Source organism: uncultured Bradyrhizobium sp., from assembly GCF_936928535.1.
Lineage (GTDB): Bacteria > Pseudomonadota > Alphaproteobacteria > Rhizobiales > Xanthobacteraceae > Bradyrhizobium.
In genome coordinates this window covers 54,306-79,690 of record NZ_CAKZHY010000167.1, presented here as the reverse complement: position 1 = coordinate 79,690, position 25,385 = coordinate 54,306, and the positions used below count along the sequence as shown (strand labels likewise).

The following is a 25,385-nucleotide window of genomic DNA, read 5'->3' as shown; positions in this document are numbered from 1 at the left end:
GAGTTCGGCGAGGCGCGCCGGATTGTTGCGCCACGCGTTGCTCGTGATGTAGCGCACGTATCGATTGCTCCGCGCCAACTCGTCGTGACGGTTCGGATCCTGTTCAGTCATTTGGACCTCTGAAGCCATGGCCAACAATCGAAATACGGATTGAATTCTGTCGCCTCCGGGGATGGCTTCGTTGTTGCCTCGACAATCCGGCGGATTTCCGCGCCCGAAAGCGCGCGGCGACTGCGCAGCTGTTCTGCAACCGCGAGGATCGCGCTTTGGTGACGGCGCACAGTTTTCTCGGCACGAGCTTGCAGAATCTGCAGGTGTCGCTCGACCCTGGACCGGATTTCCCGATCGCCGCGCACTGCATGCAAGACGTCCTCGTATGAAGAGAGATATGCCAAGGTGTCGCCGAGGCCGCTCGATGCGTGCAGGCTCGCGATGACTTGGGTGACCTGAGCGAGGTCCGAATCGTCGGCCATGCCGCAGCCGAGCCCGACATCGCCGATCAACTGACGCTCCGCTGTGCGCCCAGCGAGCATGACGATCGCACGCCGCTCGATCGCGTCACGTGTCACTAGATCGTCGGTTTCCCACTTTATCAGCGTCCGACCGGCCGATCCGCCACTGCCTCCGACAGCACAGCGCTTGAGGTCCCCGGAAGGAACTACGAGCGTAGCGACCGCGTGGGCCGCTTCGTGAACGGATATCCGCTTGAGTGCGGCCGGCGCGATGTCCCCGGCGGGTGCTGTGGCCTGCACGAGATCGTCGACTTCCAGGGAGCGGTTGGCGTTGCGGGCAATCCGGCGCGCGCCACGCACGGCCATCATGATTTCGGCGCCGGTGGTTCCATCCATCAGTTGCACGACGTCGGTCAGATCCGCCTCCGTCAGCTGTCCATCGAGATGGTGACGCAGGATATTCAACACGCCCTCGTGATCGGGACGGCTGATCTCGATCGCCCGCTCCAGGCGGCCTGGACGCAGCAGGGCCACATCGACACCCTGGATGTTGTTGGTGGCGGCGACCACTACGATCCCGGCACGCTTGCCGGCTACCGCGTTGTCCAGGCTGAGCAGAAAATCAGTGATCACAGGCGTCCACCAATCCGCACCGCGCGGCGACATGGTGGCGCGGTTCGGCAGTGCGTCGATTTCGTCGAGAAACAGAATGCAGGGTGCCACCGCGGCGGCGCGCTCGAACATGGCACGGGAAATTTTGATCACTGAATCCAAAAATCCTGGGGAGTTCGCGAAGAGATCGGCGATCGAATAGGCGACCAGCGGCACGCCGCAGGCTTGCGCCAAGATGCGCGCGTATAGCGACTTGCCAAGGCCTGGTTCCGAATAGACCACCGCACCGCGGTCGACACTCTCCCAATCGAGGACCCCGGCGCGGTAGTCGGCGATGTCCTTCGACAAGGACAAGCCCCAGGTCCGAGCCGCACCGTATTCGACAGCGTCTTGGAGCTTCGGCAGCCGATCTGCAGTCCCGGGTCCTGCCACTGCGGCCGAAGATTTGCGAAGGCGCGCAACGATCTCGATGGGCGAGGATTCTGTGCGGAAGGCGGCGACCAGATCGTGAAATGCGAGCCCGGTGACGACGGCCTCATCGACAGCGCCCTCGAGGCGCCGACCGGTAAACATCCTGATCATGCGCGCGATCACTTCGCCTCTGGGCGAAGTGATCCGAATGGTCAAGTCGGCTGCCGTCGTCAGCGCCGTTGGTAATCCATCACGCTCCGCTGCGACCCCGACTACGGACCGGCCTCGAGCGAGGTCGGTTGCGATCTCCCTGTTGCGCGCCGCCTGGAGCTGCGGAGTCTTCAGGGTCTCGGTGGCGATGATCCGCCAAGGCGCGCCGAAGTACCGCGCGAAATGCTCGCGAACCGGCTCGATCCAGCTCGGGCCCGGGACCAACACAACGAGCCCAAGCCCGGGCTCGCCCTTCAACCGGCGCCGGACCGGTGCGCTGGTCGCAGACAGTATTGCACTCGCCACGATCGAGTGTTCCGCAGAGAGGCGATGCTTCGTCGCGACAGGCGCGCACGATACGGGCGACTCGCCGCCGACAAGACCATTCGCGGCGTTTGGGACCGGGTTAGCAGAAAAATCAGCGGGCTTATTCGCGCTCCAGTCCCCGACCGGGACAGCCGTATCCTTTGGCAGAGTGCGCTCTCTCTTCACCGCAGCCCGGCGCCTTGCTCTGGGTGGGCTTTTGGGGGGGTGAGATTTCGCAAGTGCTTTGCGGATCATGAATGGCTCCTGGCGATCGTCTTCAGGCCAAGCGGCCCGGACACCACATCAAGGGTGAGGAGATACGCGCTGTCGAACGCGATCACCGCAGGCGACGGCTCGCGGTCACCCCGAGCGAAAGCTGGTCGAGCAGCATCGGTCCGTCATCGATTAGCAATTCAAAGAATGCGCATGCCCATCCCGGCGGGACGGTGGCGGCCGTTGTAGGACCAGACGAACCGTGATTTCGCGTAGTGAGGCTCGCGCCGGATTTCGTCAGCCAGGGTGAGTGGCTTGAGCAGATAATCCGTGATGACGAGTGTCCACCAGTCCGCGCCTAGTCGCGAAAGGCAGGTGTAGTAGGAGACCTCGGACATTCTATGACCCCCCAAACGCCTAGAGCAGTTCCAGGATTTCGCAGATCGCGTCCTGCTCATCGTCTTCGAGTAGACTGAACGGGTCGCCTTCGCGCGACGCAAACGTTTCGTAGTCGCCCGTTCGCCCATCCGGCGAACGAGCCTCCTGCACATACTTCATCCCGAAATTGCGCTTGAATGCTTCGATCGACCAGCCGTCGACAATGAACTCGCCGACACCATGCGAAAGATGCTTCCAGCCATTCGCTGGAAAGACAACCTGCGGGCGCGCGGAACCGGCCACGACGCGACGCAAGACGTCCATCACCTCTGCAGCGTCGACTTGGCCCGGCGGCAAGGGGGGAATCTGCCTCACCGCTGGTGGATGGCGGCGCGCATCGGCCAGGATGTCGCCAATGTTCGGCAGGAGCGGCCCGTGATCCTCCGCCTCGTCCCACACTCGCCGATTAAGGACGGATAGGGCCTCCCGAGCGTCCTCGAATGCGTCGTCCGCGATGCGCCGTCGGCGCCAGTCGCGCCAGAGTTTATCGATCGCATCGAGCCAAGCGCTCGCCCACTCGCCGGCCACCGGCCTGCACCAGAGTATTGCGAGGTCAGGGCCGTTCCACTCTGGCGGCGCGGCCGCGCGAAGCTTCTCTTCCAGCCCGATACGCTCGGACTCGTTCATGGCCCAGGTCCGCGCGTCCCTTATCTCGATCTTGACGTGAGGTCCCATAAAATACCGGAGCGCCTGCTGATCCCACCTGTGCTCCTGCTGGACCGTTGCCGCGGTTGCGGGAATGCCCTCGGACGCCAAAACTGCGAGGACCGGCTTCCACTCCGCGTGGTCTGTCACCAATCCCATAGAGTGGTCGTCGTCCCAGGCGGCTCTACTCATCTTGACCTCCAGTCATCGAAAGCAACAGCAGAGCCAACGTCCCGCGAACGGCACTACGCGGTCGAAGCACCAATCCAATCGAACCAGCAGACCTGGCTCAAGCCGTTCTTAGTCGAGGTCGCTACGTGGCATCTGCTTTCGTAATCTCTTGGGAAGCCTAAGCCAGCAGAGCCCATATAGATTGAGCGCGAGTGTGTTCGCGGACGAGGCAATGAATGGTGCGCGGTGAGCGGATTGCTGGTCGCGCTGGTCTCGATCCTGTAGTGCGACACCTTTGGAACGTCCGAAATGTTTACTATGTTCATTGCAGCGAGAGCGTCGCAGGATCACCAGGGCACCATGTCCAACGTATGGGCTCGCCACTTTTGCGGAGGTTGCGCCAAATTCCCAACACAAGTGGCATCCGGTGGATATTGTCTAGGCGAGGGTAGATAGACCGAACCGCAATAGGGCACCTTGCGTTGGGTTGGTTTCGGGCGGTCGTCGGAACGGCCAGGGCCAGCCTTCCTTTAGATTTCGATGACAAAGTTCGGGTCGAAGTGCGGGTTGTCCCAACTGCGCTGCCGCGGGAGCCACGGACCGTAACCCTTTGCGTTCGACACCACGCGCGTTGAAAAGATCACGGTGTCCTCGGACTCATGGGTATGCCCGTAGATCCAGAGGTCCGGCGCCCACAGCGCGCCGCAGTCATCGTCGGCGACCGGCGACATCAGTGACCTGAGATCGCTGCGGTAGGCGGCGTCGAGTCCATGATCGGCATACAATCTTCGGCTTTCATGCGACATCGCGGGCACGGGCACGGGCACGGGCGCGTGATGGGTGACGACAACCAGCTTTCCGTCGCCGCGCGGCTTGCGTATTTCGGCCTTCAGAAACGCTCGGGATTTCAGGTGTCGTGTAAGGGCGTGATGTGGCTGGAAACGCCGCTGGTAGGCCGCAATCCTGATCTTTTTGTAATCGTTCATGCGATCAGCGGCGACGCTCATCGCGCGATGCGCGTCTCCATTGAGGGCGAAGTCTGTCCAGAGCGTTGCGCCGGCGAACGTGATGCCTTCGATGCGAACGGTCTCGTTCTCGAGGACGTGCACGTTCGTGCCGGCAGCCGCGTCCTTCGCTTTCTCCAGGGTCCGTTGGATGTCGGTGCCGTAAAATTCGTGATTGCCGACGACATAGATCACCGGCCGGTCCGTCACGCGCTCGCGCAGCCACTTCACCCCGCGCTCCGCACGCGGAATGAGATCGCCGGCGACCACCAAGACGTCGAACCGCGGCCGCGCGTCGCCGGATGGCAGATCCCAGCCGCGGGTCAGGTCGACATGCAGATCTGACAGGATCCACAACAGCACGCTTCAGTCCTCATCGGTTGGATGGTCGTCGAGCAGCTCGGCCTGGCTCAGCGCCTGCACGATCCGGTCGATTAGTTCTTCGGGACACTCGTCTATGCCGAGTGCGACAGCATGCACGTTGGGCGAGCCTCAGCACGGGCATCGGGTCGTTGACGAATTGGCCTTTGCCACACTTAGCCCTTTCTTCCGTCGTCGAGGGGCCCGGCGTGCAGCCTCGGCCTTCGGATCGATCCGCAGGATCCATTCTGCTCGATGCAGAACGTATTCTCAGTGGTGTAGCCGTCGCAAATCTCTCTAGGGACCACGCACGATGCTACGTGGACCCAAGGGGGCGCCGCGGATGTCGATTTCCACCAGGCCTTCGCACGCCAGCGCACACACGGCGGCGATGATGTTGGAGCGCGGCCGCGCACGCTCCTCGATTTCGACGATCGTTTGCGGGCCGTATTCGGCGAGTACTGCTCCGATGCTCAGCCTGTCGCAAACGGTAACCTTGTAACGTTGGTTGGACCAGACGGCCTGCACGGTCGAATAGACCGGCTCACGCCAGATATCGGCCGCGTCGCGCTCCAGAAGACGAAGCCCGTTCGCTGCAAGCACCTCGCTGAATTCAACGGCCTGTTTGGCGGACCGGCGCTGCCGCATTTGACAGACAGAGAGCAGGAACTCGCCATCCGGCCTTCGCAGCACCACACTCATCAGCGCGGGCGGCGTACCATATGGGTTCGGAGCCTTCCGATAGTGAATCGCACGAACCTGCGCATCAAGGCTCGCCTCCCAGAGCGCGTCACGTTGAAGGAGGCTTTCGATGGGAATGGCGACCTTACACTTCGGGCTAAAAAACAGCGGGGGTGTTGCCGCTTTGCGGAGGAGTTTGCCATGCATGACTGAATGTCCTGAACACGTTGCGGGGAAGGGCGACGGTGCTCTGGACGGTGGTGATCGATGAACATGTCGGGCGTCTCCTTCTTTACCTCGAAGCAAGCTGTATCCGCTGGGGCGTATCATCGGGCGTCTCAGCGCACGAGTTCACGATGTCAGCGCCGCATCGGAGCGAGTTGAAAGTACCGCGAGGGCGCACGTTTGCTCAGATCAAGAATCCAGGACGGCGCACTCGGCGAGTGCGCCGGCTCGGTTGCCGCGTTTGCGAGTGCCGATTTTTTGCGTCACTTTTTGATCGAAGATTGATAAGAATGATGATACGTTATATAGTATCAAAACATTGCGTCGAAGATATGGCAGCGTGCTGCTTTCGCGGATTCCATTAATGCTGATCGTCGCCGCTTTCAGGTGCGACGCGGCAGGCGCACGAACCCCCGCCGGTCGCAACCGAGCATCTCGCAACGGGCGGCATAGTCCGCCTCGCTCTCGTTCTTGTCGTGCTGCAGCTGGTAGAGATCGTCGTCCTCAATTGCTACGGACGTCACGCTACCTGCCGATATCGAGCGATTAACGGCGACATGTGTGATGTGCTGCGTCCCGCCATGAGCAGGCGCTCCAGAGCCTGGACGTTCTCCAAACCTTCTTTTTCGGCGAGGTAGCCGGCCGCATGCGCCAAGCGCCGCCATAGTCCCGCGGGCGAAGGACTTTCCCGCATGGCTCCGCCGTGGAGACAGATCAGTCCCCCGCAATGGTGCACGATCGTCTCCTCATCGAAATCGAACCTGCCGAGAACGCGGCCGTCCCTGCTGACAATCACTTCGATCACCGCGTCTTCTCCGCGTGCGATGGGGGCGGAACTCAGGCTCTCGCCCGGTCTGTTTAGGATATAGGGATACGCTATAAAGTATCAATGTGAAAGAAATGGCTGCCCAGGGTCATGGTAAATCGGAGACGCCGGCGGTCGTTTCGGTCGATTTACAGTCCTCCGTCGAGGCGAACAGTGCGACAAACCCGACCTCCAGGGCTGCGGCTATCTTCAGCAGCGAGTCCAGGGTCGGGTTGGCGTCGCCGAGTTCGATCTGACTGACTAATGCCTGGCGGACCCTGGCGCGATCAGCGAGATCGCGCTGGCTCATCTGAGCCGAAAGCCGCAGCTCCCTGACCCGGCGGGCCAGAGTGCCACGGAGCCGATATTGTGCCGTGAGGAAGGATTCAGATACGGCCACGTCCGCTCTCGCTCCTGGGCGACGGCGCCTGCCACGCATACGGCAGTGCATCCATGTTGCCACTTTGGCTGGGCTGATTCCAGTGCTTCGAAGGATTCGCTATCTTCTGGCTGCGTGTGGAAAAACCGAATTTTAGGACGGCTGCAGGTTATGTCGCGGGCGGAAAGGATTGTTGCGGAAGCGAAGACTCCCTTGTGCGACCATGAGTAAGGAATTCGGCACCGGCGTAGTTGCCCACGCGGTATCGGCAGCGTTTGCCTGATCGGGGAGGAGCCGGCATCAACCGGCTTGCGGAGAATAGGCGAATCGGCCTGCGAAATGTGGGCTCGGAGAGCTAAGGCCAGAGGTTCCCGAGTCGTTAATCAGGGGTAAACGACCGAAAAGATTTGCTCCGCCGATGCTTTTGCGACTCAGGCTATGTCTCAATGAACTTCTAGAACGGAGTAGGGTCGTAATGTCAGGCACCAATAAGAGCTGTTCGATTGGCGGGCACTTCATCGCCTACGTTGTCGTTACCGGCTCGACGCTCGCGAGCATGGCGGTTGTTCTATTCGCGGCGGTCCCCACCTTGCTTCAACACTGAAAATCGTTTCGGTAGGCGCAGGCCTTTGGCTTGCTTCACGAACGGGACTCATCCTAAGCAATCGATCGAAGCTCTCTTCCGAGATCTGGAGCGAGACATGCGGAATTCAACAAGAGGCCTGCCTGCGAACGGCTTCGCGATCATCGTCGACGGCTGTGTGAAAACAGAGTTCGCGACGAGGGACGGGGTCGAAAGCGGCGCTAGGGACCTGAAGCGGCGTTTTCCGATGCTGCAGGTCGAGATTTACGATGCGCAAGCGCGCGCGGATCGCGACGTTGGTGCTATCTGAGGACGTGGGCCGATCGAGACGTTCGCTTCTTCGATCCAGCCGATGCCGCACGCACAGCGCACAAGTTCGCGCTTTCAATCCGGTGACTCCACGGGATAAATCGTCTGCCGGAGAGCATGACGATGGTTCGGTTTCCGAAGAGCAAGGCAGCCACCGGCGTCGAGCAGACGCTCGCACACCAGGACAGTTCGGCAGACGATATCCAGTCCCGCATCGCCGAATTGAGACGCCTGCCCCGCGAAAAGCTCGCCGACGCCGTGTTCATGCTCTCGATGGAGGCGAAACGGCAGACGCAACAGGTCTGGCACGCGATCAGGGCTCGCGCCGAGGTCGAGTACGACGGTAACCCGCCACGGAATGCCGATCTAGCTGTCTATCTTGCGGACGAGGCGGTCTCGACCTTACGCCACCATGTTGCCGATGCACCGACCATGCTCGGACTTCTGGTTCATCGGGCGCGCGACGTCCGTTTCACGGTCCGCCGCGAGGAGGCTATTGCCCTGCTCGCCGCGACGGTCCGAGAACAGCGGCTTGAAGGAATCCTTGAAGGACTGAGGCTCGCCGGGCTCCTGACCGAGCCGGAAGGACCGCCACGCCGGCATCGATGGCGAAGTGGCGAAAGCCGGCGGCGGATCCTGAACGCCAGCGCCAGTCTGGGACGTCTCTGTCCGTTGGATGGCGCCCGTAGGCTGAAAGTCGTGGTCCGAATCGCGGCAATGGCGCATCATGCCTTCATTTCACCTAGGGATTGCATTCCCGGCGTCAGGATGGAGAAGGCCCCGCCGAGGGGCCTCGATGACATGGCGGATTTTCTAAGCGATGTTTGTAGGCGATTTCAGCCGGGGCGTGGCCAGGTTTCCGATCGTCGCCCTTGAAGGGCCGAGCGGCATCGGGAAATCCACGCTGCTTGATTTGATCTCGGACAATCTGGTCCGGGCGAAGGTTTCGTTCGATCTGTGCAGCAACAATGACAGCGGCCGCTGGAGTGGGGAAATCCGGGACCTGGCTAAGGCGCCTGATCGGCCGTTGACCCTTGCCCTTGCGACCGCAGCGGCCCGCGCCGAGCTGAGAGAGGGGGCGCAGCGGCCTCAGCTTTGCGACCGCTTCGTCGTTTCTACACTGGTCTATCAGCGTTTTGCAGGTGTGCCCGTCACCTATCTCTACGACGTGAACCGGCTCGTGCTGGCACGATCAGTCACGTTCGTCTTACGGCTCGAGGCGGAGGCGCTGGCGGCGAGACGCGAGAGCCGTCCTGGCAGGTCGGACTGGTTCAAGGATCGATTGAAGCCTTGCAAGGAGATCGAATTATACGATGCGGCCGCCGCGTTCCTGAAAGGGCATGGCCACGACGTGCGGATGGTGGACGCATCGCCCGACAAGACCGCGTTGGCGCGGCAGCTTGCCGCCGAGATCGCGGGCATCTGGCAGAGGGCCGGCTCGTGACGAAGCCGCAGCCGCCGATCGAGAGCGGCATCGACCTCGTCCTGGTGAACTCGCCCCTCAAGGATTACGACCAGGCGCCGCGGCGCAACGACTTCACGCTGCCGACGCTGGGGTTGGCCTATATTGCGACTTGTGCCAACCAGAGCGGCTTTTCGGTCCGGGTGCTGGATGCCGAGGCGAGGGGGCTTGGTCTGTCCCAGGTCGCCGCACTGATCAACCGTGTTTCGCCACGCTGGGTCGGGCTCAACCTGCTGGCGCCGACCTACGTGCATAGTGTCCGTCTCCTGCAACTGCTCGATCCTGCGATATCCGTGATGCTCGGCGGCCACCAGGCCAAGGCCCTGCCGCGTGCGATCCTTGAGGATTGCCGCATTCCGCGGATCGATGCGCTCGTCCTCGGCGAAGCCGAAACGCGTGTCCCGCACCTGCTCGGCGATGTGACATCGCGTGCCGCGCTGCCGGGCGTGTTTTGGCGCGAGAGACGGACGGTCGTGATGCCGAGCGTGCGCGCCCATGACCCGCTTCTGCTGGCGCCAGACCTCGACGCGATGCCGCTCCTGGACAGGGATCACCTGGATCAGGACCCGTATTCCGACGGCGGAGTTCTGGAATCGGCGATGGTGGCATCGCGCGGATGCCCTTTCGACTGCTCGTTTTGCGGTGCCGCGATCAGCAGCAATCCGGACGTCACCATCCGCATGCGAAAGCCTGACAGCATCATGGAGGAGATCCATGATCTCAGGGCCCGGCTTGGCGTGCAGAGGGTCCGGTTCGTCGACGATCTCTTTCTGGCCAACCAGAGGCTGATGCGCACGACGCTTCATGCCTTTGTCGATGCCCGCATCGATATGCGCTGGGACGCGACCGGGCGGATCAACGTGCTGGCGACGGCGCGGGACGACCTGCTCGATCTAATGCGCGCAGCAGGGTGCCGCGAGGTCGCCCTGGGCATCGAGAGCGGCAGCGACCGAGTCTTGGGCCACGTGGACAAGAAGATCACCGTGGCTCAGGTCGTGCGCGCCGTGACCAGGCTTTGCCGGGTCGGGATCGATGTTAAAGGTTATTTCATCCTTGGACTGCCTACTGAGACCCGCGACGAGCATCAGGAGACCCTGGCGCTGATCAGGCGGCTTTGGGACCTGACGGACGGACTGCCGGGGCGTTTCCGCTGCAGCGTGTTCGAATACCGGCCCTATCCGGGGACACCGGACTGGCAGCGGCTAGTCGATGCTGGCCACTTGCCGGAGGCCATGTTGGACTATTCGGACCGGATGGATGACGCCGACTGTCCACCGGATCGGGACGAGTTCAACTTTTCGACCGGCTTGCAGTTCGGCGACGTGCCGGTCGACGTCATTCGCCGCAATCTGGCGATGATCATGCGGGAGCAGCGATTGCGATGAAGCGGGCGACGATTTTGTTTCTGGGACCATGCCGCAAGTTCGACCCGGCAACGTCCAAGCCGTTTCCCGCATTCTCTCCCCAGTCTCGCTCGGGCAAGTTCCTGCGAAACGCGATCGACGCCACGGCAGCGTCCAGCGACGTCATCATACGTTTCGACAACGTGATACCGCGCGCGCTGTTCGACAAGGAAGGCCGGGAGCGCTATCCGAGCTGTGGTGAACTCGTCGAGGAGCTGGAGGGGCACGCCTTGTGGAAGCTCTCTAGGTCCGACGTCGTGATCGGGCTGAGCGCAATCGTGGGCGAGGCTCTCCAGAGGGTCCAGAGCACACGACTTGAAGCCGGCGATCGGGCCGGGCCAACGCTGATGCGCCTCGAGCATCCCTCCTTCATGATGAGAAGGCCGGTCCACGAGCGCACGGACTATGTCCGACGGTTGCGGGAATGCATTCACTCGGCGGTTGGCGTGGCAATCAGTCCCAATGCCGTCGCAATGGCAAGCGCCTGAGACCGTGTCGCGAGGACATGCATCGAGACTTCATTCTCGACGTTCGGGATATCCCCAAGACTATACGATTTATCGGTCATGACCTCGGCGCGTTCGATCAACGCGATGTCTTCGCCCGGCAATTCGGCGACCGACAGAGGCCGGCGGTGCGACGGGAGCCGATCGCGCATCAGCGTTTCATTGGCGTCGGGGGCAGAACGATTGCGCATCATCGCAAGTTCTCCTGAAATCTAGAGCCGAAGTCAGGCTGTCGTCCTTCTGTCGGTTTCTGCGTGGCCGCCTCATGCGGTGGCACGATGCCTCTATCTTCGCTTGTTTGGCCGAGCGGCCGTTCTCACGATCGAGACGCATATCTCTCTCTGGTCAAAGGCGGATGCTGCCTCGAGCGCGCCAGTTGGCGGAGCCGGATAGACGGGGACAACAAAGCGGGTTGGCTTGCGATTGCGATGCAACTTTCAGTAAATTTCGTGTCTGGCTGGTCCAGGCTGGGGGAATGAATGACACGATCTTTTGTCGTCGTGGCCAGTGCGCTTTCGCTGGTGGGCGCGATCTATTGCGGACCAGTGCGCGCACAGCAACAGGGGGCGCCGGCCAACGCCGCGGGGCATCAGACTCCGGAACCCGAGCCACAGCGTACCGATCAGGGCGATCCCAAGCCGGCGCCGACGGCGGGCGCCTCGGCTCAGGCCGCGGCGCCGAGTGACCCCCAGAAGCAATGCGTCAAACCCAACGAGTTTGCTGTCGAGCTGCGATCCGGGCGCAATCCTGTCGGGGCCGCCATCGTGCTTGCGACGAATTTCTTGCCGACGAATCAGCGTGTCGACGTTGGGGTGCGGGCTCCATACGAGGACGGCGTCCGATACTTTGCGGGGATCGACTACGGGGACGAGACCTATCTGTTCAAGCGGCAAGACGCCGTCACCCACCGTGCGACCGAGTCCGCCCCGCTGGTGCAAAGACATCTATTGGAGCCAGATCAGACCATTGTCACGCTGAACATGGCCGACGATCTCGCCTGGTTCTGGAGCCGGGTCGATCTCTATCTCTACACCTGCAACAACCCGGTCGGCCAATCTCCCTGGCGGGTTTCCTCTGTAAGCGTTCGTCTCAGCCCGTATTGGTTCAGCATCTTCGCGGTGATCGCGGAGGTGCTTATACTGTATCTCTGGATCGCGTTCGCGCTCCGCAAACAAGATCATACGTTTGCATCGTTTCTCAGCGCATTGAACCCCGCTAAGGTTTCTGCGGGACCTGACGGGAAGGGCAGTCTTTCAACCTTCCAGACGCTCGCCTTCTCACTGGCGGTTGCGGCGCTCATTACGCTGCTCTTGCTACAGACGGGCACGTTGGTGGATCTCTCCGGTTCGATCCTGACGCTCCTCGGTATCAGCGGCATCGGGGCGACGATTGCAAAAGGAACAGATAGCCAGCGTAATACGCTCTCCGCCGACAATCGGGCATGGCTCTTGAGGCACGGCTGGATTCCGGTAGCCAAGACCGTTGTGGATCCATCGAACGCGACGTGGCGCGATTTCTTCTCAACAGACGGTGTCTTCGATGTTTACCGCTACCAAAGCTTCATCTTTGGCCTCGTGGTGATCGGCGGACTGATCGCAGCCGGAGTCAACCAGCTGTCGACATTCGTCGTTCCGAACACGATATTGGGCATCGTTGGCCTGAGCCAGGTCGTCTACATTGGCGGCAAGCTTGTCACGCCAACCAATATCTCCGATCTCAATGCTGCGATTGTCGGGCTTCGCACCGAGGAGCAAAAGCTCAAGGCGGCCGCGGTCGCGAAAAAGCAGGGCCAGGTGGCCAGCCTTGCCGAAGCCATTCCCTTGATCGGCCAAGAGACCTACGACGCCTATCGGCAGAAGGCCCGTGATGTCGCTGCGATCTTCACGGACGCAACGGGTATCGCCATACAAGACGCGGCGATCGAGCCGATTGTCACGTGAGAGGGGCTGGCATGAGCAAGAACATTCTGGTGTTCGCCGACGGTACGGGCAACGAGGGCGGTCTCCTGCCCGACGAAAGCCGCACCAACGTTTACAAGCTGTATCGGGCGACGCGGACCGGGCCCGATTCCATAATCGACCCCAAACAGCAGTTGGCGCTCTATGTCCCCGGCATCGGGACCCCGGCGCCGGGCCGGAGCAGTCGTTGGAGCCGTCTCAAAGAGACCGTCCAGCAGATGTTCGGGTTCGGCATTACGAAGAAGATTGTCGATTGCTATGTCGCTCTTGTCGGGGTCTGGGAGCCGGGCGATCGCATTTATCTGTTCGGCTTCAGCCGCGGAGCCTATACCGCCAGGTGCCTGTCGCACGTGCTCGAGGCCTGCGGGATTCCGAGGAAGGAGCCAAACGGGGAATCCATCAGCCTAGATCCGAAGTCGTTGAGGCGTATCGCTAAGGAGGGGGTCTCCTGCGTCTACTGGCTCGGCATGCCGCGGGACAGCGCGGAGATCGACAAGCGGGCAGGGGAGTTCCGCACCTCCCACAGGTCGGAAGTCGGGCGCGCCGTGGGCGCATCGGCTTATTTCATTGGCATCTGGGATGCTGTTGCTGCGATCGGGTGGCAACGTTTCTTTCCTGATTGGGCCTACGACCGGCACTTTGCGTCGGATGTTCAATACGCGCGGCATCTGCAGTCGATCGACGAAGGGCGGAAGGACTTCAAACGAGTGCCATGGGGCGGCAGCGGAACCGTGAAGTGGCCGGACAGGCAGGGCGAACCGGAGCAATTCGACCAGATCTGGTTTGCCGGCAACCATGCGGATATTGGCGGCAGCTATCCGGAAAACGAGTCTCGCTTGTCGGATGTCACGCTTGCCTGGATGATTGACTTCATCACACAGAAGATACCCGAGCCAGGTCGGGTGTTGGTCGATAAGGACATGCTACGGCTTTACCCGTCCGCCGATGGCATGATGCACGACGAGTGCATGGTCGGCGTGGGCGGGACGTCGCTGCACTGGTCGAAGGCGGTGCGCGATGTTCCAGCTACGGCGCAACTTCATGAAACTGTCTATCAGCGGCTCGCGATGAAGTCGGTGCGCAATTACACGAGCTTTGGTCCGTATCGCCCAGTCGCGCTACAGGGGCATCTGAAGGCGAAGAAATTCTTCGAACCACCTTCGGACGGAGATGCCGAGACCAAACGCTAGCTAGCACGAAGGGGACGCGAGCGGTTTCAAAACCTATTAGCTAATCGGTAGCGCATCGCTGCGGCACTGACGCGGAATCGACGCGCAATGGACTCAATACCCGCTTCATCCTCGATGTCGAGCCCGCTGGCGTTAACGACTTTCATGAGAAGTTCACTGGGCATGAGCAGTTCGGAGGCGAAGGCATTGGCCTCAATCTCAAGGGGATCGACGCCCTGAGACGAAACATCATCACGGAGGAGAACTCGGAACATTCGGTCGACATGAACCGCCTTTCTTATCTCCGCTCCGTGAAGTTCATGATGGCCGAGTTCGTGAGCAGCCGAAAACCGCTGACGATTTGGGTGATGAAGCGCATTCACGCCGATGATGCCAACGCCATCCTGTATGTAAGCCATACCGGAGAGATTGTCGTCCAGCGCCGCGTGCTGCAGCACGATGTTCCGTGCCTTGATGATGCGTTCGACCGGCACCGGTGGCGCGCTGATCCCGAAGTTTCGGATTAGCGCTCGAGCCGCCTTTCGCGCCTTGTCCGGATCGGCCCTCACGCGTCACCCTTCTTTCCGCGATGGGCCAACGCATTCTCGATGAGCTCGCGGATTTGGGCCTTGCCGAGGGGAGTGACGCTGTCGTCAGAAAGTAGAAACATCCCAACATCCTCCTCTGGCTGAGCCTTCGGTAACGAAGGAAGGAGATCTGCCACCTTGTCCAGCTGCAAGGCCTCCGCCAAGCCGTAAACGTGATGCAACAGCACGCTCTGGCGACCGCTTTCTATATTGGCCAGCGACGCCCTTGAAATGCCGACGCGAGCCGCCAATTCGGCTTGTGTAAGCTCGAGCTTTCTTCGCCTCGTCGCCACGGCCTTGCCGAAGGTGAGATAAATCGTCTGATGGCCCATACGTCTGTTTGTCTCAAGCGAGCCTTCTTGTCAACGAGAAGCACAATTGTGTTTATAGTAAACATTTTGTTGTGTGTATTGACAACATTGCATGAGCTTCGCTAAACGAGGCAGCAGAGTTTGGTGGATTCGAAGGAGGGGTGTTCATGTCTGAGCACAACGGTGGAACCAGGCACGAAACGGTCGTTATCATCGATGAAACGCTGCACGAAGAAAACCGTCAACTCAGCAAGTCGCATCCGACAGGTGCCGATATTGTGCAAGCGGCGCAAAAGGAGCCGATCGACGGCTTCTTTGTGCTCTACACGCCGGAAAATGGCGGTTTGAGAGAGCTCAGGCAGAGCGACGAAATCGATTTGCAGCACACCAAGGTGCAACGCTTCTACGTCATTCCGGGCGATCGACTTTTTCGATTTCAAATCGATGGCGTCGAATACGAATGGCCGATTTCGCCTTTGTCAGGCTCGTTGCTTTATCATGTTGCGAACCTGGACGCAGGCAAGGTTGCGCTGTGGACGCAGGGCCACGCGACGGATCGCGAGATCTCCCCTGACGATGCTTCGGTTGATCTCGCGGGCGCCGGCGTTGAGCATTTTGTCTCAAAAGTTAGAAAGCCCAAAGACCCCACGATCTTCATCAATGACACCGCGCATATCGTGCACCAGCCGCACTTGAGTGGTGCGCAGATCCGCGCTTTAGGTGGCATCGAAAGCGATTATCAGCTGTTTCTGGAGCAGCCTGGTGACGATCTGCCAATCTCGAACGACAAGTCGGTCAAGATTGAAGACGGACAACGCTTCTATTCCCTTCCGCCGGCAACGTTTGGCTTATGACACCGCACATACAAGCGCAGTTCGAAGCCCTGAGGCGGGATTACCCGCAGGCTCAGATGCAGCCCGGACCGGGTGGAGCAGTCATCACCATTCCGAACGTTCCACTGGAGCCGTCCGGAAAGTGGAACAAACCTTCCACCACAGTGCGGATTGTGGCCCCGGCGGCGTACCCGCAGGCGCGGCCGGATTGCTTTTGGGTCGATGCGGACGTGAGACTTTCATCTGGGGGGCTGCCGCAAAATGCCCAGCCAAACAACCAGCTCGGCCCAAACCTGCTCTGGTTTTCCTGGCATGTCTCGAAATGGAATCCAAACGTCGATACACTGCATACCTATCTGAGAGTCGTACTCGATCGGTTGAGGCAGGGCGTTTGAAATCATCGCTGATTTTCGCAGGCTCGTCTTTCACGGGCATGAAAAGCCAACTCATGGCCGCTTCGCCGCGGGAGGCAAGCTGCGTTCTTCTGGCGAACCGGGGAGGGCCGGGCCGCTTTCTCGTGGAGACCGTGGTTCACGCTCCACAAGACGCCTACGAGACGCAATCGGAGATGCGGATTGTTCTCAAGCCCGAATTCCTCGCCAAACCTCTGAAGCAGGCTCGGCAATCGTCTCAGTGTGCCTTCTTCTGCCATACGCATCCGTTCGATCAATTTCCGAATTTTTCCGCCGTCGATGACAAGGGCGAGGCCGTGTTGATGCCTGCGGTTTTCGCGCGCGCTCCGGGTGGCCCGCACGGCACGCTCGTGCTGGGCCAAGAGGGCTTCTCTGGAAGAGTTTATCGGGCAGAGGAGGACATCCACGCTTTGGCTGAGATCTCCGAGGTCTCCTCGGTTGTCAAATTCTTCGGGATTGAGGCCGCGGAAGAGGCCAGCGAGGCCGTCTTTGACAGGAATGTTCGGGCCTTGGGTGAGCAAGGGCAGTCTCTGTTACGCTCGCTGACGATAGGAGTTGTGGGGCTTGGAGGCACGGGATCGGTCATTGCACAGGAGCTTGCATATCTCGGCGTCGGGAAGCTGGTTCTGATCGATGACGACGTCCTCGAAGAGACCAATCTGAACCGCGTGGTCGGCTCGGGGCATGCGGACCTTGGGCGGAGCAAGGTTGCAGTTGCGGCGGACGCGGTCAGACGATCGGGGATGGGAGCGACCGACACCGAAGAGGTTGCGGGGTCGGTGCTTGACCAGTCCGCCGCGGCAAGGCTCTTCGGCTGTAATTTCGTCTTCTGCTGCACCGACAATCACGGCAGCAGAATGGTCCTCAATCAGATCGCGTATCAGTATCTGCTGCCGACGATCGACGTCGGCATCCGCATCGATGCGGAAGGGGGACGAATCAAGGCGATGGCGGGAAGGGTCCAGATGCTTGCTCCTTCTCTGGCCTGCCTTCAATGCAATGGATTTCTGGATCCTGAGATGGTCCGGCGCGAACTCATGTCGGACGCCGAACGAGCTGCCGATCGGTACATTATTGGCGATGCCCAACCGCAGCCTGCCGTCATCAGCTTGAATTCGACGGTGTCCTCGCTGGCGGTCACGATGTTTCTCGCGGCAGTCGCTGGCTTTCCCATGCGAGCACGACACCAGAACTACGTGATCGGCGAAGGTACGGTGCGCGGCGTTGCGACCGTCCCGCTCAAGGATTGCATCGTTTGTTCGTCCAGCCGCGGCGCTTTAGCTAAGGGTGACTCGTGGCCGATTCCGTGGCGCAACAAGTAGCCGTCGGCGAGGCGCTCAAGCTGCCTCGCATCGATGCGCCGAGAACGGCGGTACTGTGTATTGGAGCTCCGTCCAATCTCGCCGCAGAGCTGGAGGCGCTGAGCCTGAAGCCAATTCAACTCGATGCCAAAGATCTTGAGGTCTTGCGGGCGCAGATTGAAGGACATGCCGCAGGCTCCAGAGCCGTCATGATCTTCTCGGGGCCTCTGATCAACGATCTCCCTACTCAGCAGCTCCTTCGAAAAATTATCAACGCCGTAAAGATCTCGGCTGAAAAGCAGGCTTTGCTCATTGCAGTAATCGTCGAAGGTAGTGCGGATGATCTGGCCAAGGGCATGGACATCCTCGGGCCAAGCTACTTTGGCTCATCCGCGTATGCTTCCGACAAAGCCCAGATCGGTCTGGCGGTAAAAGGCGTGCTTCAACACGATCCCGGCCCCGCTTGGCGAGACTTGGAGATCGGCACAGACGTGAACATCGAGGATAGAGCTCTAATCCAGCGCGCGTTCTCGGACTGCGAATCACTATCGGTGTGCAAGATAGCTCGCGATAAAGACGACCCGACGAAGCCGCGTAAGAATACGGTTTATCGCGTAGATGCTGTGAAACCGACGGCACCTCACCCGGTGCCATACCTCGTTAAGGTCGATACTGCTCAAAGGGTAACTTCGGAGCGCGCCAACATTGCGGAGCTATGTTCCGACACGATCCCGTTTCCATTCGTGCCTCCTATGATTCCCGTGCGCTATGCTCCAGGCACGGAGAGATCGGCACTGGTGTTGCACTTTGTCGATCGTGCTATGCTGCTGTCGGAATATGCGAAATCTCATAATCTGAATCGGGCCGTACTTTCCATTTTTGACGATGCGCTGCGAGTCTGGCGGTCCCATCCGACGACGAAAAGCTATGCGTTGGGCAATTACGTTCTCGACACTGCTCGCATAATAAGGAGTGCTCCGCAGGATTATGGTGCTGCGCACGCGAACCTGCCGGACGCTGCGAGCGTGCCACGACCCGAAGTTCTGCTTGAGAAGTTGCGGAATATGCCCCCTGTGCCTGTGAATGAAGTTTGTTCGCACGGCGATCTTCATCTGAGGAATATTTTTGTCAGGCAATCGGGCGAAGTCGTCCTCATTGATTTTCTCCGCAGCGGCATTGCGCCAGCCTCCCGGGATCCCGCCGAGCTGGAGTGCTCGATCGCTTTCGATCCCGATGCCGGACGGCGGTTGGACAACAGGCTTCTACACGAACTCTACTCGCCACCGCTTCTCCTTCCGAAGATGATGCCAAGACCAGGTAACGGCAGATTCGATGCCGTCTGCCAGGTTAGAATGCAGATGGGAGCAATCGTCGGTGAGATTGAATATCAGTTGATGGTGGCCGCTCATCTGCTTTGGTGGGCGCGCAAAAAGAATCCTGAAGCCTATCGATTGGCGGCCGGACTGATTCTGAGTGCAGAGGCTGGCCTATGCGCTTCCTAATGGCCTTTTTCGAATGGCTGGCCTCTCTTTGGAAGAGGTCGCCGCCACAGACAACGGCACCGGAGGTTCGTACGCCCCCTTCGCGGGCACCCGCATATCGCTGCGTCGTGCAGTACGGTCCCATCCATTGGGTCAGTTCTCAGGCCGAGGCCAAGCCGTTGCTTTCAAGCAACGGGATCGTCATGGTGAAAGGCACCTCGGGTGCGAAGTGGCTTCTCATGAACTGTCCGGATGACTGCGGGGAGGTGAGGAGGATCAGCGTATCAGAGGCGATGCCTCCAGCTTGGAAATTTCGCTCGGAGGCCGATGGCACGATTTCGCTATTTCCTTCGGTCCATTTGACTTCGGGTTGTCGCGTCCATTTCGTGCTGCGGCACAACAAGGCTTACGTCATTTAGCGGTTCGAATCGGCAGTGGGGAACCGAGTTATTTTGGCTATTCGGATTTCCTGCGCGCGACGTGCTCTCGAGTATGATGCATTTCGGGCGAAGGCGCATCCCCCATTCGCGACAGAAGGACAGGGAGCGGCCTGATCTCGCGTGGCGGAGCGCGACTTACCGAGCGAAGCGCTTCGTGTTATGCGGCGGTACGGCGTTGAAAGCTCGGCTGAAGGCGCTTCTGCTCCCGGTTGTAGGCGCTTAGCAGGGCCTTCACCCACAAGGACATGCCTTCTGCCTTCAATCGAATGCGTTGCGAGTGATTGTAGTGTTGTTCCGTGACCTTAGCGAGTCTCTCGCGCTCCTCCCGATCCGGATCCGAATTGGGCTGTTTGTGGCCAAGTATGGCGCTCGCAGCGCCACCCAGTCTGCGGTCTTCCAGGAACGTCGTGATCGTGTCCCGGCAGTCGTGCGGAGTCCACGGACGGATGCCGAATTGTTCGAACAGGTTTGGCCTCACCTTCAACGGGCGCGGCGTCGGCCCGGGCTTCCCTTTGCGGTGGGGCTTCTGCCTCACTGTGTGGTCGTAGACCTGCCCTTGGAGCCGGTAGATCAACTGATCGAGCGAAGACTTGCCCACATGTTTGTCGGGGGAGCGTGCAGGGAACATCCACGGGGATTCTCCGCCAGCTTCTTTGTGGTACCGGTACATGATCTTGAGCGCTTCGGGTGGAATTGGAAGTGAATGGGGCCGGCCGCCATCTCGACCTCCCTTCATTTCTTCCATTTTCCAATTGGCGATCTTCCATCCCGTGAGCTTGCGGTACTGCTTGTCAGTTGGGAAGAGCCGGCCCGTCCCAAGCTTTGTTAACGCGCCGGTTCGCTGCGCGGTCAAAGCCACGGCCCAGAGCGCGCCGAGTGTTCCTGGATGGATGTCGTGTTCGCCATTGGCCAAATGTCTATAGCGCTCGGCGATGACAAGGGTGCGGGCGATTTCCTCGATGGTGGGACTACGGGGGGGCCGCTTCTTAGGCTTGTATCGGTAAGACCACCGGTCCCACCACTGGTATTGCACCTTGTCCAATCCGGAAGCGGTCGCATGGTTCTTCCAGGCCCATGTCAACATCTCTTTGGATTGCTGTAATGCGCGCTTTACGGCGGATGGGGCGTGATTGATGTGGATAGAGTTTCGCACTCGCTCCAGATCGCTCAGTTCGATGTCACGCACCATCTTGTTGTTGATCGGTCCGAATTCCTCGAGTCTCAGGTAGCGCTCGTACGCCTTGCGATAAGAAGCCTTCAGGTCCGGTTTCTTGTCGTTCAAGAACTCGTCGGTCAGCTGCTTCCAGGTCCAGAACGGCGGCGCAGGTATAGCCTTTGGTGCAGGTATAGCCTTCGCCTTATCCCGGGAAGCCAATATGTGGTCCAACTTGGCCTCAACGTCACGATCCCGAACAAGGTTGCCCTCAGTAGGGAGAGGCATGTACTCGAGAAGAACGTGCGCCAGGTCGTTCAGGTCCCTATTGCGCTTGGCGCCGAGCGTGATCTGTTCCGCAACGTATCGGGCGTCCTCCAGCGAGAGCTCACGAACATCCCGAAGGCGAAGCGTTTTCTCCTTTCTGCGGACGTACCAGATTGGCTTGTGCGGGGTGATGCGGATCGTGAGACCCTTGGCTTTGTTGTCTCCCAGCTCAACCACAGTGCGAGCGAGCCGCTCGTCTTCACTCATTGCAACAGCGTCATAGAGGTGGCCGTCGGTCAGCCGTAGCGACTTACGCAGGAACTTCGGGGGCGGCGTCGGGAGTGCCAACCTTGTACAACGCTCATACAAAACAGCCATAAAAATCACCCCTGCGTTCTTGGAGCGCTCCCAAGTGCTATTATTGCAGTATATTCAGTATTATCAATAACTTATTAACGCGGAAGTTGGTGCCGTGAAGGATGTAAATACGTCCTTCCAAGCTGAATACGAGGGTTCGATTCCCTTCACCCGCTCCAGCTTTTCATAGATTTGGCTGATAGACGCAGCGACAGGTCGGATTGATCTGCCGACCGGCGGCTCGACGCGCCTGACGCGTCCGTCCGATCGCCTGGCCGCGTTGCTGCAACAAAGACATTCTGCGGCTTCGCCCCGAGCGAGCATGGCGATGAGACTTCAGTCCGCGCCGCACGATAATGCACCCGCATATTGCGGCGCGATCCATCATCGCACCGTCTGCGAAGGCCTGGTTCCATGGCGGACAAAGGGCCGAGTCCCATTTCTCCAAACGGCTCCAAAGTCAGCCGCGCGGGTGCTTGTCAACAGACGCGACGCGCAACCGATGGACAAATCCAGCAACATTCTTTCGCGCTTACGGCGATTTCGTCTTGAGGTTGTAGACAAGTTAACGTTCTATGAACGTGCAAGGGGAGGGACAGTGGGGCTGTTTCCGATCACCTGCGACAGAACGATACCGGCTTTCCGTTTCGATCCGCGAGGCGAACGGAGAGAGGCATTCGCGCGCGGACGGCTCTCCCATTCCATCACAGCAAACTCGCTTGCCGAGTGAACACGACATGCCCCGTTGGGCAGATTGAAGAGCGGAGAGGAAAGACCGATGGCCAAGACCACCAACGGGACGACAGCGACAGCCGACAAGCCGGCGCTCAACGGGATCGACGGTGGCGCTGCGGCCGAGCCGGCGGCCGCAAAGGACCGCGCGCTCAACCCGGAATTGCTGGCGCAGATCACTGCGTTCAAGACCAGGATCCAGGCCAGCGTCGGCGAGGTGGTGCTGGCGAACTTGCCGCGCTACCGCCACCAGACGCTGGCCGACCTCGTGCACCTGGTGGTCGAGCCAATGACCCCGCGATCGCATCGCCATCGCCAGGGCCTGCGGCGAGGGCAAGGTCGAGGAGACCGCCGGCATCGTGATCTGGGCCAGCGTGTCGGAGCCGGTCGACGCCAAGATCCGAGAGCAGATCCAGGCCCGCGTGTGATTGCCTCGATCGAGTCCGTCGATCGCGATGACGCCAAGAGATGAGAAAGTTCGCGAAACATGGCTCGCTTCTTAAGACCAAAGCCGATCGGATTGTATCGCTATGGCTCCGAGGGGCTCGATGGCGACTTGGAGAATCTTTCGTTCGCCGATCCGATACCGGAAGCGATGAGAGGGTTTGGTTCGAATTTTTATGGTCCCCGCAACGTGTACGGCGGCGGCGCTCGTGTGGCGGACCGCAACATGCCGACGAGATTGCGCTTCACAGGGCGCAAGCGAAGGCTCGTCGATTTCGATGGTCAGCAACACATGTATCTGGTCAGCCGCCGCTTCATCGATCTCGTGGAGGGTTTCCAGAAAGAAGTTCAATATTTTCCGGCCGAGTGCTCGTGGGCGGATGGTTCACCGGCCGGGCAGTTCTTTTTCTTTTTCACAACGGTTTTGCTCGACGCGGTGATCCGAGAGAAGACGACCGCGACTTGGACCCCGCTCCGTTCCGGCGGAGGCCTGTGGCAACCCAAAGAGGGCGAGACCTTTGCCTTCGACAAATCTCGCTTGGGCAACACCCACATGTGGGTCGATCCAAACATGCCAACAAACGGTGCCCTGATTACCGAAGCGCTCCGTAACGCGTTGACAGACGCGAATATCCAGTCGTTTCATGAAGCGACCTACTTCGAAGAGATCTGAACGCCTTCATCGGCTGATCGAGCGAGAATGGACATGGCTGTTCCGATCCAGACCGGCACAATAGGCCAAAGCCCCGCCTTCGCCCTGCCGCGCGAAGGCACAACAGCCAGTAAAGCGGGCTTCCAGGCCGCCCATATGTTCGGCAGGGATTTTGTGAACGGCGAAGGCAGTTGGTTAAAACTGCTTTTTCCTGGTTTGGGAGCGGCCGATGGCTCCTGGCCGTGGAATTTCGCGCTACTCGGCGAAACCAAGGGAACGGCCGCCGCGAACGAACGGCGGTTCATGCGGGGCAGGATGTGCTCGCATTCGATGCGCTGCTCTACAGCAACACTGGCTCTGGGCCGCTTCAGATATTGAACTCTCTGGAGACGGAATTCAGCGCAGCTTTCAGGGACGGAGACCAAGCCAAGATCCTTGAGATACAGCAAAAGGTCATCGCTCTCGACTATTATCTGAAAAACTTGCAACTGGGTCAGAGGTTGCTGCCGAATGGAGAGGCGACGCTCGCCTTCAACCGTTCGGATTATCGAAAGTTTGTATATCAGGGGTGACTTACGATCTCGATGACTCGACCGCTGTTACTAAGTATCTTTAGGCCATATCGAACAGGTTCACAGAAGCAAACGTTCTTGGCGATGATTTCTACAACGAGATTTTGGGGATAGTTTAGAAGAACGTCGGCGGTAGTTTCGATTTCAACTCCGCGAGCGATGCCGCAAAGCTTGATCTTGCGATGATCGGCGACAAGCAGGAATTTGCCCGTATCCTATTTCCAAAAGCTATCGAACCGCCGCGCAATTGGCTGATATCGCCATAGGGCGAGTCGCCTCCCTCGTTGCTTGGGACGCCAATTCAAAAATGCTAGACTGCGTCAAGTACAATGAAGTGCTTAATTCCGACGCGGGGAAACAACTCTCCGCCGGCTTCACGGACATTTATCAGCGCCTCATCAATGAAAACAAGCTGATGACGGAGCCATCCATCAGCTGGGAAACAGCCATTGCCGAACTAGCAAAAAGCGGCACTCCGGCTGACGTGAAGGCCGCCGTTTCAGCAATGAAGGACGTCGACGGCCTCTACAACCAGCTCGGCACGGCCAGGGATTTGGTGAACAAAAGCTCGCCAAAATTGATCGCCACCGGCAATCCCTGGGATCCGGCTCTGACACCAGGTGGGTCGAGCGGCGGTGCAGTGGCAGCGGTCGCCAGCGGCATGTGCACGCTCGCGCTCGCCACCGATGGCGGCGGCTCGATCCGGCGCCCGGCCGCTCATACCGGCCTCGTCGGCTTCAAACCCTCACGCGACACCGTGGCGCGCGGCAAAGGTTTTCCGGCGATCCTGGGTGAGTTCGAGGTTATCGGCCCGATCGCGCGCAGCGTCGATGATGTCCTCGCTGCCATGGAGGTGATTGCGACACCTGCGTGGTCGCGCCTCATGGCCGAGCCGATCCCGCCGGCCGCGCATCGCCTATGTGCCGACATTTGGCAGAGCGCCCGTCGATCCCATCATTCGCGACGTGATCGAACGTACGATCGCCCAGGCGCGGTCGCTCGGCCTCGACGTCGAGACCCTCGCGCCGTTCACGCTGGCCGATCCGATCGATGAAGTGTGGCCCGTGATCAGCCAGACCGGCGTCGCCTGGCTGTTGGAACGGCATCCCGGTTGGCAGGGTCAGGTTGGTTCCGCCATAGCCGAGATGGAGGCGGCCGGCCGCCGCTTGTCAGCTCGCGACTATCTCAATGCACTCGATCAAGTCGCGGCCTTACGCCGGTCTTTCGACGCGTTGTTCGCGCAGTACGACTTCCTGATCACACCGTCCGCCGCGGCGATGCCGTGGTCGGCCACCGAATCCCATCCCGCCGTCATCGACGGCCAGCCGGTTGGGCCGCGTGGCCATGCCGTGTTTACGGCTATCGCGAATGCGCTCGGCCTGCCTGCAATATCCCTTCCCTGTATCGTCGAGGAGAGCGCGCTTCCTGTCGGACTGCAAGTGATTGCAGGCCGCGATCATGATGGCCAGCTGCTCAAGTTTGCCCACGACTACGAAGGCCGGTTGTTCGTCCACCGATGGCCGAGATCACCATGATGGGG

28 protein-coding genes and 1 pseudogene are annotated in these 25,385 nt (G+C 60.0%); 17 read left to right on the top strand and 12 right to left on the bottom strand.

Translation table 11 applies throughout. The annotated features are described in order from the left end of the window. Positions 1 to 107: 107 nt before the first annotated feature. The 8 genes from Q0687_RS31695 to Q0687_RS31660 all read right to left on the bottom strand — a co-directional run bounded on the left by Q0687_RS31695 (position 108) and on the right by Q0687_RS31660 (position 6,933). Positions 108 to 1,943 carry an AAA family ATPase gene (locus Q0687_RS31695; RefSeq protein WP_298885628.1) on the bottom strand — a complete coding sequence of 612 codons (1,836 nt, stop codon included), beginning with the start codon at positions 1,941 to 1,943 and terminating at the stop codon, positions 108 to 110. A gap of 461 nt (positions 1,944 to 2,404) precedes the next feature. Then, positions 2,405 to 2,602: a hypothetical protein gene (locus tag Q0687_RS31690; protein ID WP_298885627.1), complete on the bottom strand. Its 198-nt coding sequence runs from the start codon at positions 2,600 to 2,602 to the stop codon at positions 2,405 to 2,407. A 19-nt stretch (positions 2,603 to 2,621) separates the two neighbouring features. Continuing rightward, a complete protein-coding gene (locus Q0687_RS31685) occupies positions 2,622 to 3,479 on the bottom strand; it encodes a hypothetical protein (RefSeq protein WP_298885626.1) in 858 nt (285 codons plus the stop codon). 509 nt (positions 3,480 to 3,988) lie between these two features. Beyond that, a complete protein-coding gene (locus tag Q0687_RS31680; RefSeq protein WP_298885624.1) occupies positions 3,989 to 4,825 on the bottom strand; it encodes a metallophosphoesterase in 837 nt (278 codons plus the stop codon). Positions 4,826 to 5,119: 294 nt separating this feature from the next. Then, positions 5,120 to 5,710 carry a hypothetical protein gene (locus tag Q0687_RS31675; RefSeq protein ID WP_298885622.1) on the bottom strand — a complete coding sequence of 197 codons (591 nt, stop codon included), beginning with the start codon at positions 5,708 to 5,710 and terminating at the stop codon, positions 5,120 to 5,122. 401 nt (positions 5,711 to 6,111) lie between these two features. Further along, positions 6,112 to 6,252, bottom strand: coding sequence for a hypothetical protein (locus tag Q0687_RS31670; RefSeq protein WP_298885620.1), 141 nt, complete (start codon positions 6,250 to 6,252; stop codon positions 6,112 to 6,114). Then, positions 6,249 to 6,533: a hypothetical protein gene (locus tag Q0687_RS31665; protein WP_298885618.1), complete on the bottom strand. Its 285-nt coding sequence runs from the start codon at positions 6,531 to 6,533 to the stop codon at positions 6,249 to 6,251. Before Q0687_RS31665 ends, Q0687_RS31670 begins: the two co-directional genes overlap by 4 nt. 109 nt (positions 6,534 to 6,642) lie before the next feature. Then, the gene (locus Q0687_RS31660; protein WP_298885616.1) at positions 6,643 to 6,933 is read right to left on the bottom strand and encodes a helix-turn-helix transcriptional regulator; all 291 of its coding nucleotides are present in this window, start codon (positions 6,931 to 6,933) and stop codon (positions 6,643 to 6,645) included. Positions 6,934 to 7,613: 680 nt separating this feature from the next. On the opposite strand from Q0687_RS31660, the gene Q0687_RS31655 reads away from it, so the two are divergent. The 5 genes from Q0687_RS31655 (at position 7,614) to Q0687_RS31635 (ending at position 11,157) form a co-directional block, all read left to right on the top strand. Continuing rightward, positions 7,614 to 7,805 (top strand): hypothetical protein, encoded by a 192-nt coding sequence (locus Q0687_RS31655; RefSeq protein ID WP_298885613.1) that lies wholly within the window; start codon positions 7,614 to 7,616, stop codon positions 7,803 to 7,805. 116 nt (positions 7,806 to 7,921) lie between these two features. Then, positions 7,922 to 8,680: a hypothetical protein gene (locus Q0687_RS31650; protein ID WP_298885611.1), complete on the top strand. Its 759-nt coding sequence runs from the start codon at positions 7,922 to 7,924 to the stop codon at positions 8,678 to 8,680. Further along, entirely contained in the window at positions 8,625 to 9,248 is a 624-nt protein-coding gene (locus Q0687_RS31645; protein ID WP_298885609.1) for a hypothetical protein, read from the top strand. Before Q0687_RS31650 ends, Q0687_RS31645 begins: the two co-directional genes overlap by 56 nt. Next, on the top strand, positions 9,245 to 10,651 hold the full coding sequence (locus Q0687_RS31640) for a radical SAM protein (RefSeq protein ID WP_298885607.1): 1,407 nt from the start codon (positions 9,245 to 9,247) through the stop codon (positions 10,649 to 10,651). Before Q0687_RS31645 ends, Q0687_RS31640 begins: the two co-directional genes overlap by 4 nt. Beyond that, positions 10,648 to 11,157: a hypothetical protein gene (locus Q0687_RS31635; protein WP_298885605.1), complete on the top strand. Its 510-nt coding sequence runs from the start codon at positions 10,648 to 10,650 to the stop codon at positions 11,155 to 11,157. The genes Q0687_RS31640 and Q0687_RS31635 overlap by 4 nt, the downstream gene beginning before the upstream one ends. On the opposite strand, the gene Q0687_RS31630 is transcribed toward Q0687_RS31635, so the two are convergent. After that, positions 11,100 to 11,369, bottom strand: a complete 270-nt coding sequence (locus tag Q0687_RS31630; protein ID WP_298885603.1) for a hypothetical protein — start codon at positions 11,367 to 11,369, stop codon at positions 11,100 to 11,102. The genes Q0687_RS31635 and Q0687_RS31630 overlap by 58 nt on opposite strands. A 285-nt stretch (positions 11,370 to 11,654) precedes the next feature. Between Q0687_RS31630 and Q0687_RS31625 the strand changes: the two genes are divergently transcribed. Together Q0687_RS31625 and Q0687_RS31620 are read left to right on the top strand one after the other, a co-directional pair. After that, complete coding sequence (locus tag Q0687_RS31625; protein WP_298885601.1) at positions 11,655 to 13,115, top strand: hypothetical protein; 1,461 nt, start codon at positions 11,655 to 11,657, stop codon at positions 13,113 to 13,115. 11 nt (positions 13,116 to 13,126) lie between these two features. Further along, positions 13,127 to 14,323 carry a DUF2235 domain-containing protein gene (locus Q0687_RS31620; RefSeq protein WP_298885599.1) on the top strand — a complete coding sequence of 399 codons (1,197 nt, stop codon included), beginning with the start codon at positions 13,127 to 13,129 and terminating at the stop codon, positions 14,321 to 14,323. 26 nt (positions 14,324 to 14,349) lie between these two features. Here Q0687_RS31620 and Q0687_RS31615 read toward each other — a convergent pair whose 3' ends face one another. Both Q0687_RS31615 and Q0687_RS31610 read right to left on the bottom strand, forming a co-directional pair. Next, complete coding sequence (locus Q0687_RS31615; RefSeq protein ID WP_298885597.1) at positions 14,350 to 14,871, bottom strand: ImmA/IrrE family metallo-endopeptidase; 522 nt, start codon at positions 14,869 to 14,871, stop codon at positions 14,350 to 14,352. Continuing rightward, positions 14,868 to 15,221, bottom strand: coding sequence for a helix-turn-helix transcriptional regulator (locus Q0687_RS31610; RefSeq protein WP_298885595.1), 354 nt, complete (start codon positions 15,219 to 15,221; stop codon positions 14,868 to 14,870). Before Q0687_RS31610 ends, Q0687_RS31615 begins: the two co-directional genes overlap by 4 nt. 146 nt (positions 15,222 to 15,367) lie before the next feature. On the opposite strand from Q0687_RS31610, the gene Q0687_RS31605 reads away from it, so the two are divergent. From Q0687_RS31605 to Q0687_RS35920, 5 genes are read left to right on the top strand one after another with little or no spacing between them, the layout of a single operon-like run. After that, positions 15,368 to 16,054 (top strand): multiubiquitin domain-containing protein, encoded by a 687-nt coding sequence (locus Q0687_RS31605; protein ID WP_298885593.1) that lies wholly within the window; start codon positions 15,368 to 15,370, stop codon positions 16,052 to 16,054. Further along, complete coding sequence (locus Q0687_RS35925) at positions 16,051 to 16,428, top strand: E2/UBC family protein (RefSeq protein WP_363324026.1); 378 nt, start codon at positions 16,051 to 16,053, stop codon at positions 16,426 to 16,428. The genes Q0687_RS31605 and Q0687_RS35925 overlap by 4 nt, the downstream gene beginning before the upstream one ends. Further along, the gene (locus tag Q0687_RS31600) at positions 16,425 to 17,768 is read left to right on the top strand and encodes a ThiF family adenylyltransferase (protein ID WP_298885591.1); all 1,344 of its coding nucleotides are present in this window, start codon (positions 16,425 to 16,427) and stop codon (positions 17,766 to 17,768) included. Before Q0687_RS35925 ends, Q0687_RS31600 begins: the two co-directional genes overlap by 4 nt. Continuing rightward, complete coding sequence (locus tag Q0687_RS31595; protein ID WP_298885589.1) at positions 17,741 to 19,249, top strand: phosphotransferase; 1,509 nt, start codon at positions 17,741 to 17,743, stop codon at positions 19,247 to 19,249. Before Q0687_RS31600 ends, Q0687_RS31595 begins: the two co-directional genes overlap by 28 nt. Beyond that, positions 19,237 to 19,647, top strand: a complete 411-nt coding sequence (locus Q0687_RS35920) for a DUF6527 family protein (protein WP_363324025.1) — start codon at positions 19,237 to 19,239, stop codon at positions 19,645 to 19,647. Before Q0687_RS31595 ends, Q0687_RS35920 begins: the two co-directional genes overlap by 13 nt. A 178-nt stretch (positions 19,648 to 19,825) precedes the next feature. On the opposite strand, the gene Q0687_RS31590 is transcribed toward Q0687_RS35920, so the two are convergent. After that, positions 19,826 to 21,466, bottom strand: coding sequence for a hypothetical protein (locus Q0687_RS31590; RefSeq protein ID WP_298885587.1), 1,641 nt, complete (start codon positions 21,464 to 21,466; stop codon positions 19,826 to 19,828). A 757-nt stretch (positions 21,467 to 22,223) separates the two neighbouring features. On the opposite strand from Q0687_RS31590, the gene Q0687_RS31585 reads away from it, so the two are divergent. The 5 genes and pseudogenes from Q0687_RS31585 to Q0687_RS31565 all read left to right on the top strand — a co-directional run bounded on the left by Q0687_RS31585 (position 22,224) and on the right by Q0687_RS31565 (position 25,380). Next, the gene (locus Q0687_RS31585) at positions 22,224 to 22,649 is read left to right on the top strand and encodes a hypothetical protein (RefSeq protein ID WP_298885586.1); all 426 of its coding nucleotides are present in this window, start codon (positions 22,224 to 22,226) and stop codon (positions 22,647 to 22,649) included. 15 nt (positions 22,650 to 22,664) lie between these two features. Next, positions 22,665 to 23,294, top strand: coding sequence for a DUF1629 domain-containing protein (locus Q0687_RS31580; protein ID WP_298885584.1), 630 nt, complete (start codon positions 22,665 to 22,667; stop codon positions 23,292 to 23,294). A gap of 33 nt (positions 23,295 to 23,327) precedes the next feature. Then, positions 23,328 to 23,651, top strand: a complete 324-nt coding sequence (locus Q0687_RS31575) for a hypothetical protein (RefSeq protein ID WP_298885582.1) — start codon at positions 23,328 to 23,330, stop codon at positions 23,649 to 23,651. A 501-nt stretch (positions 23,652 to 24,152) separates the two neighbouring features. Beyond that, positions 24,153 to 24,710: pseudogene (locus tag Q0687_RS35915) on the top strand (amidase family protein); the annotation flags it as partial. Between the two features lie 55 nt (positions 24,711 to 24,765). Beyond that, positions 24,766 to 25,380 carry an amidase family protein gene (locus Q0687_RS31565; protein ID WP_298885578.1) on the top strand — a complete coding sequence of 205 codons (615 nt, stop codon included), beginning with the start codon at positions 24,766 to 24,768 and terminating at the stop codon, positions 25,378 to 25,380. Positions 25,381 to 25,385: the final 5 nt, after the last annotated feature.

What these genes read in the sequence shown, in the direction of transcription:
- Q0687_RS31690 (WP_298885627.1), bottom strand. Translation starts at nt 2,602, where the DNA reads ATGTCCGAGGTCTCCTACTACACCTGCCTTTCGCGACTAGGCGCGGAC.
- Q0687_RS31685 (WP_298885626.1), bottom strand. Translation starts at nt 3,479, where the DNA reads ATGAGTAGAGCCGCCTGGGACGACGACCACTCTATGGGATTGGTGACA.
- Q0687_RS31675 (WP_298885622.1), bottom strand. Translation starts at nt 5,710, where the DNA reads ATGCATGGCAAACTCCTCCGCAAAGCGGCAACACCCCCGCTGTTTTTT.
- Q0687_RS31655 (WP_298885613.1), top strand. Translation starts at nt 7,614, where the DNA reads ATGCGGAATTCAACAAGAGGCCTGCCTGCGAACGGCTTCGCGATCATC.
- Q0687_RS31650 (WP_298885611.1), top strand. Translation starts at nt 7,922, where the DNA reads ATGACGATGGTTCGGTTTCCGAAGAGCAAGGCAGCCACCGGCGTCGAG.
- Q0687_RS31645 (WP_298885609.1), top strand. Translation starts at nt 8,625, where the DNA reads ATGTTTGTAGGCGATTTCAGCCGGGGCGTGGCCAGGTTTCCGATCGTC.
- Q0687_RS31635 (WP_298885605.1), top strand. Translation starts at nt 10,648, where the DNA reads ATGAAGCGGGCGACGATTTTGTTTCTGGGACCATGCCGCAAGTTCGAC.
- Q0687_RS31630 (WP_298885603.1), bottom strand. Translation starts at nt 11,369, where the DNA reads ATGATGCGCAATCGTTCTGCCCCCGACGCCAATGAAACGCTGATGCGC.
- Q0687_RS31625 (WP_298885601.1), top strand. Translation starts at nt 11,655, where the DNA reads ATGACACGATCTTTTGTCGTCGTGGCCAGTGCGCTTTCGCTGGTGGGC.
- Q0687_RS31620 (WP_298885599.1), top strand. Translation starts at nt 13,127, where the DNA reads ATGAGCAAGAACATTCTGGTGTTCGCCGACGGTACGGGCAACGAGGGC.
- Q0687_RS31610 (WP_298885595.1), bottom strand. Translation starts at nt 15,221, where the DNA reads ATGGGCCATCAGACGATTTATCTCACCTTCGGCAAGGCCGTGGCGACG.
- Q0687_RS31605 (WP_298885593.1), top strand. Translation starts at nt 15,368, where the DNA reads ATGTCTGAGCACAACGGTGGAACCAGGCACGAAACGGTCGTTATCATC.
- Q0687_RS35925 (WP_363324026.1), top strand. Translation starts at nt 16,051, where the DNA reads ATGACACCGCACATACAAGCGCAGTTCGAAGCCCTGAGGCGGGATTAC.
- Q0687_RS35920 (WP_363324025.1), top strand. Translation starts at nt 19,237, where the DNA reads ATGCGCTTCCTAATGGCCTTTTTCGAATGGCTGGCCTCTCTTTGGAAG.
- Q0687_RS31590 (WP_298885587.1), bottom strand. Translation starts at nt 21,466, where the DNA reads ATGGCTGTTTTGTATGAGCGTTGTACAAGGTTGGCACTCCCGACGCCG.
- Q0687_RS31585 (WP_298885586.1), top strand. Translation starts at nt 22,224, where the DNA reads ATGGCCAAGACCACCAACGGGACGACAGCGACAGCCGACAAGCCGGCG.
- Q0687_RS31580 (WP_298885584.1), top strand. Translation starts at nt 22,665, where the DNA reads ATGGCTCGCTTCTTAAGACCAAAGCCGATCGGATTGTATCGCTATGGC.
- Q0687_RS31575 (WP_298885582.1), top strand. Translation starts at nt 23,328, where the DNA reads ATGGCTGTTCCGATCCAGACCGGCACAATAGGCCAAAGCCCCGCCTTC.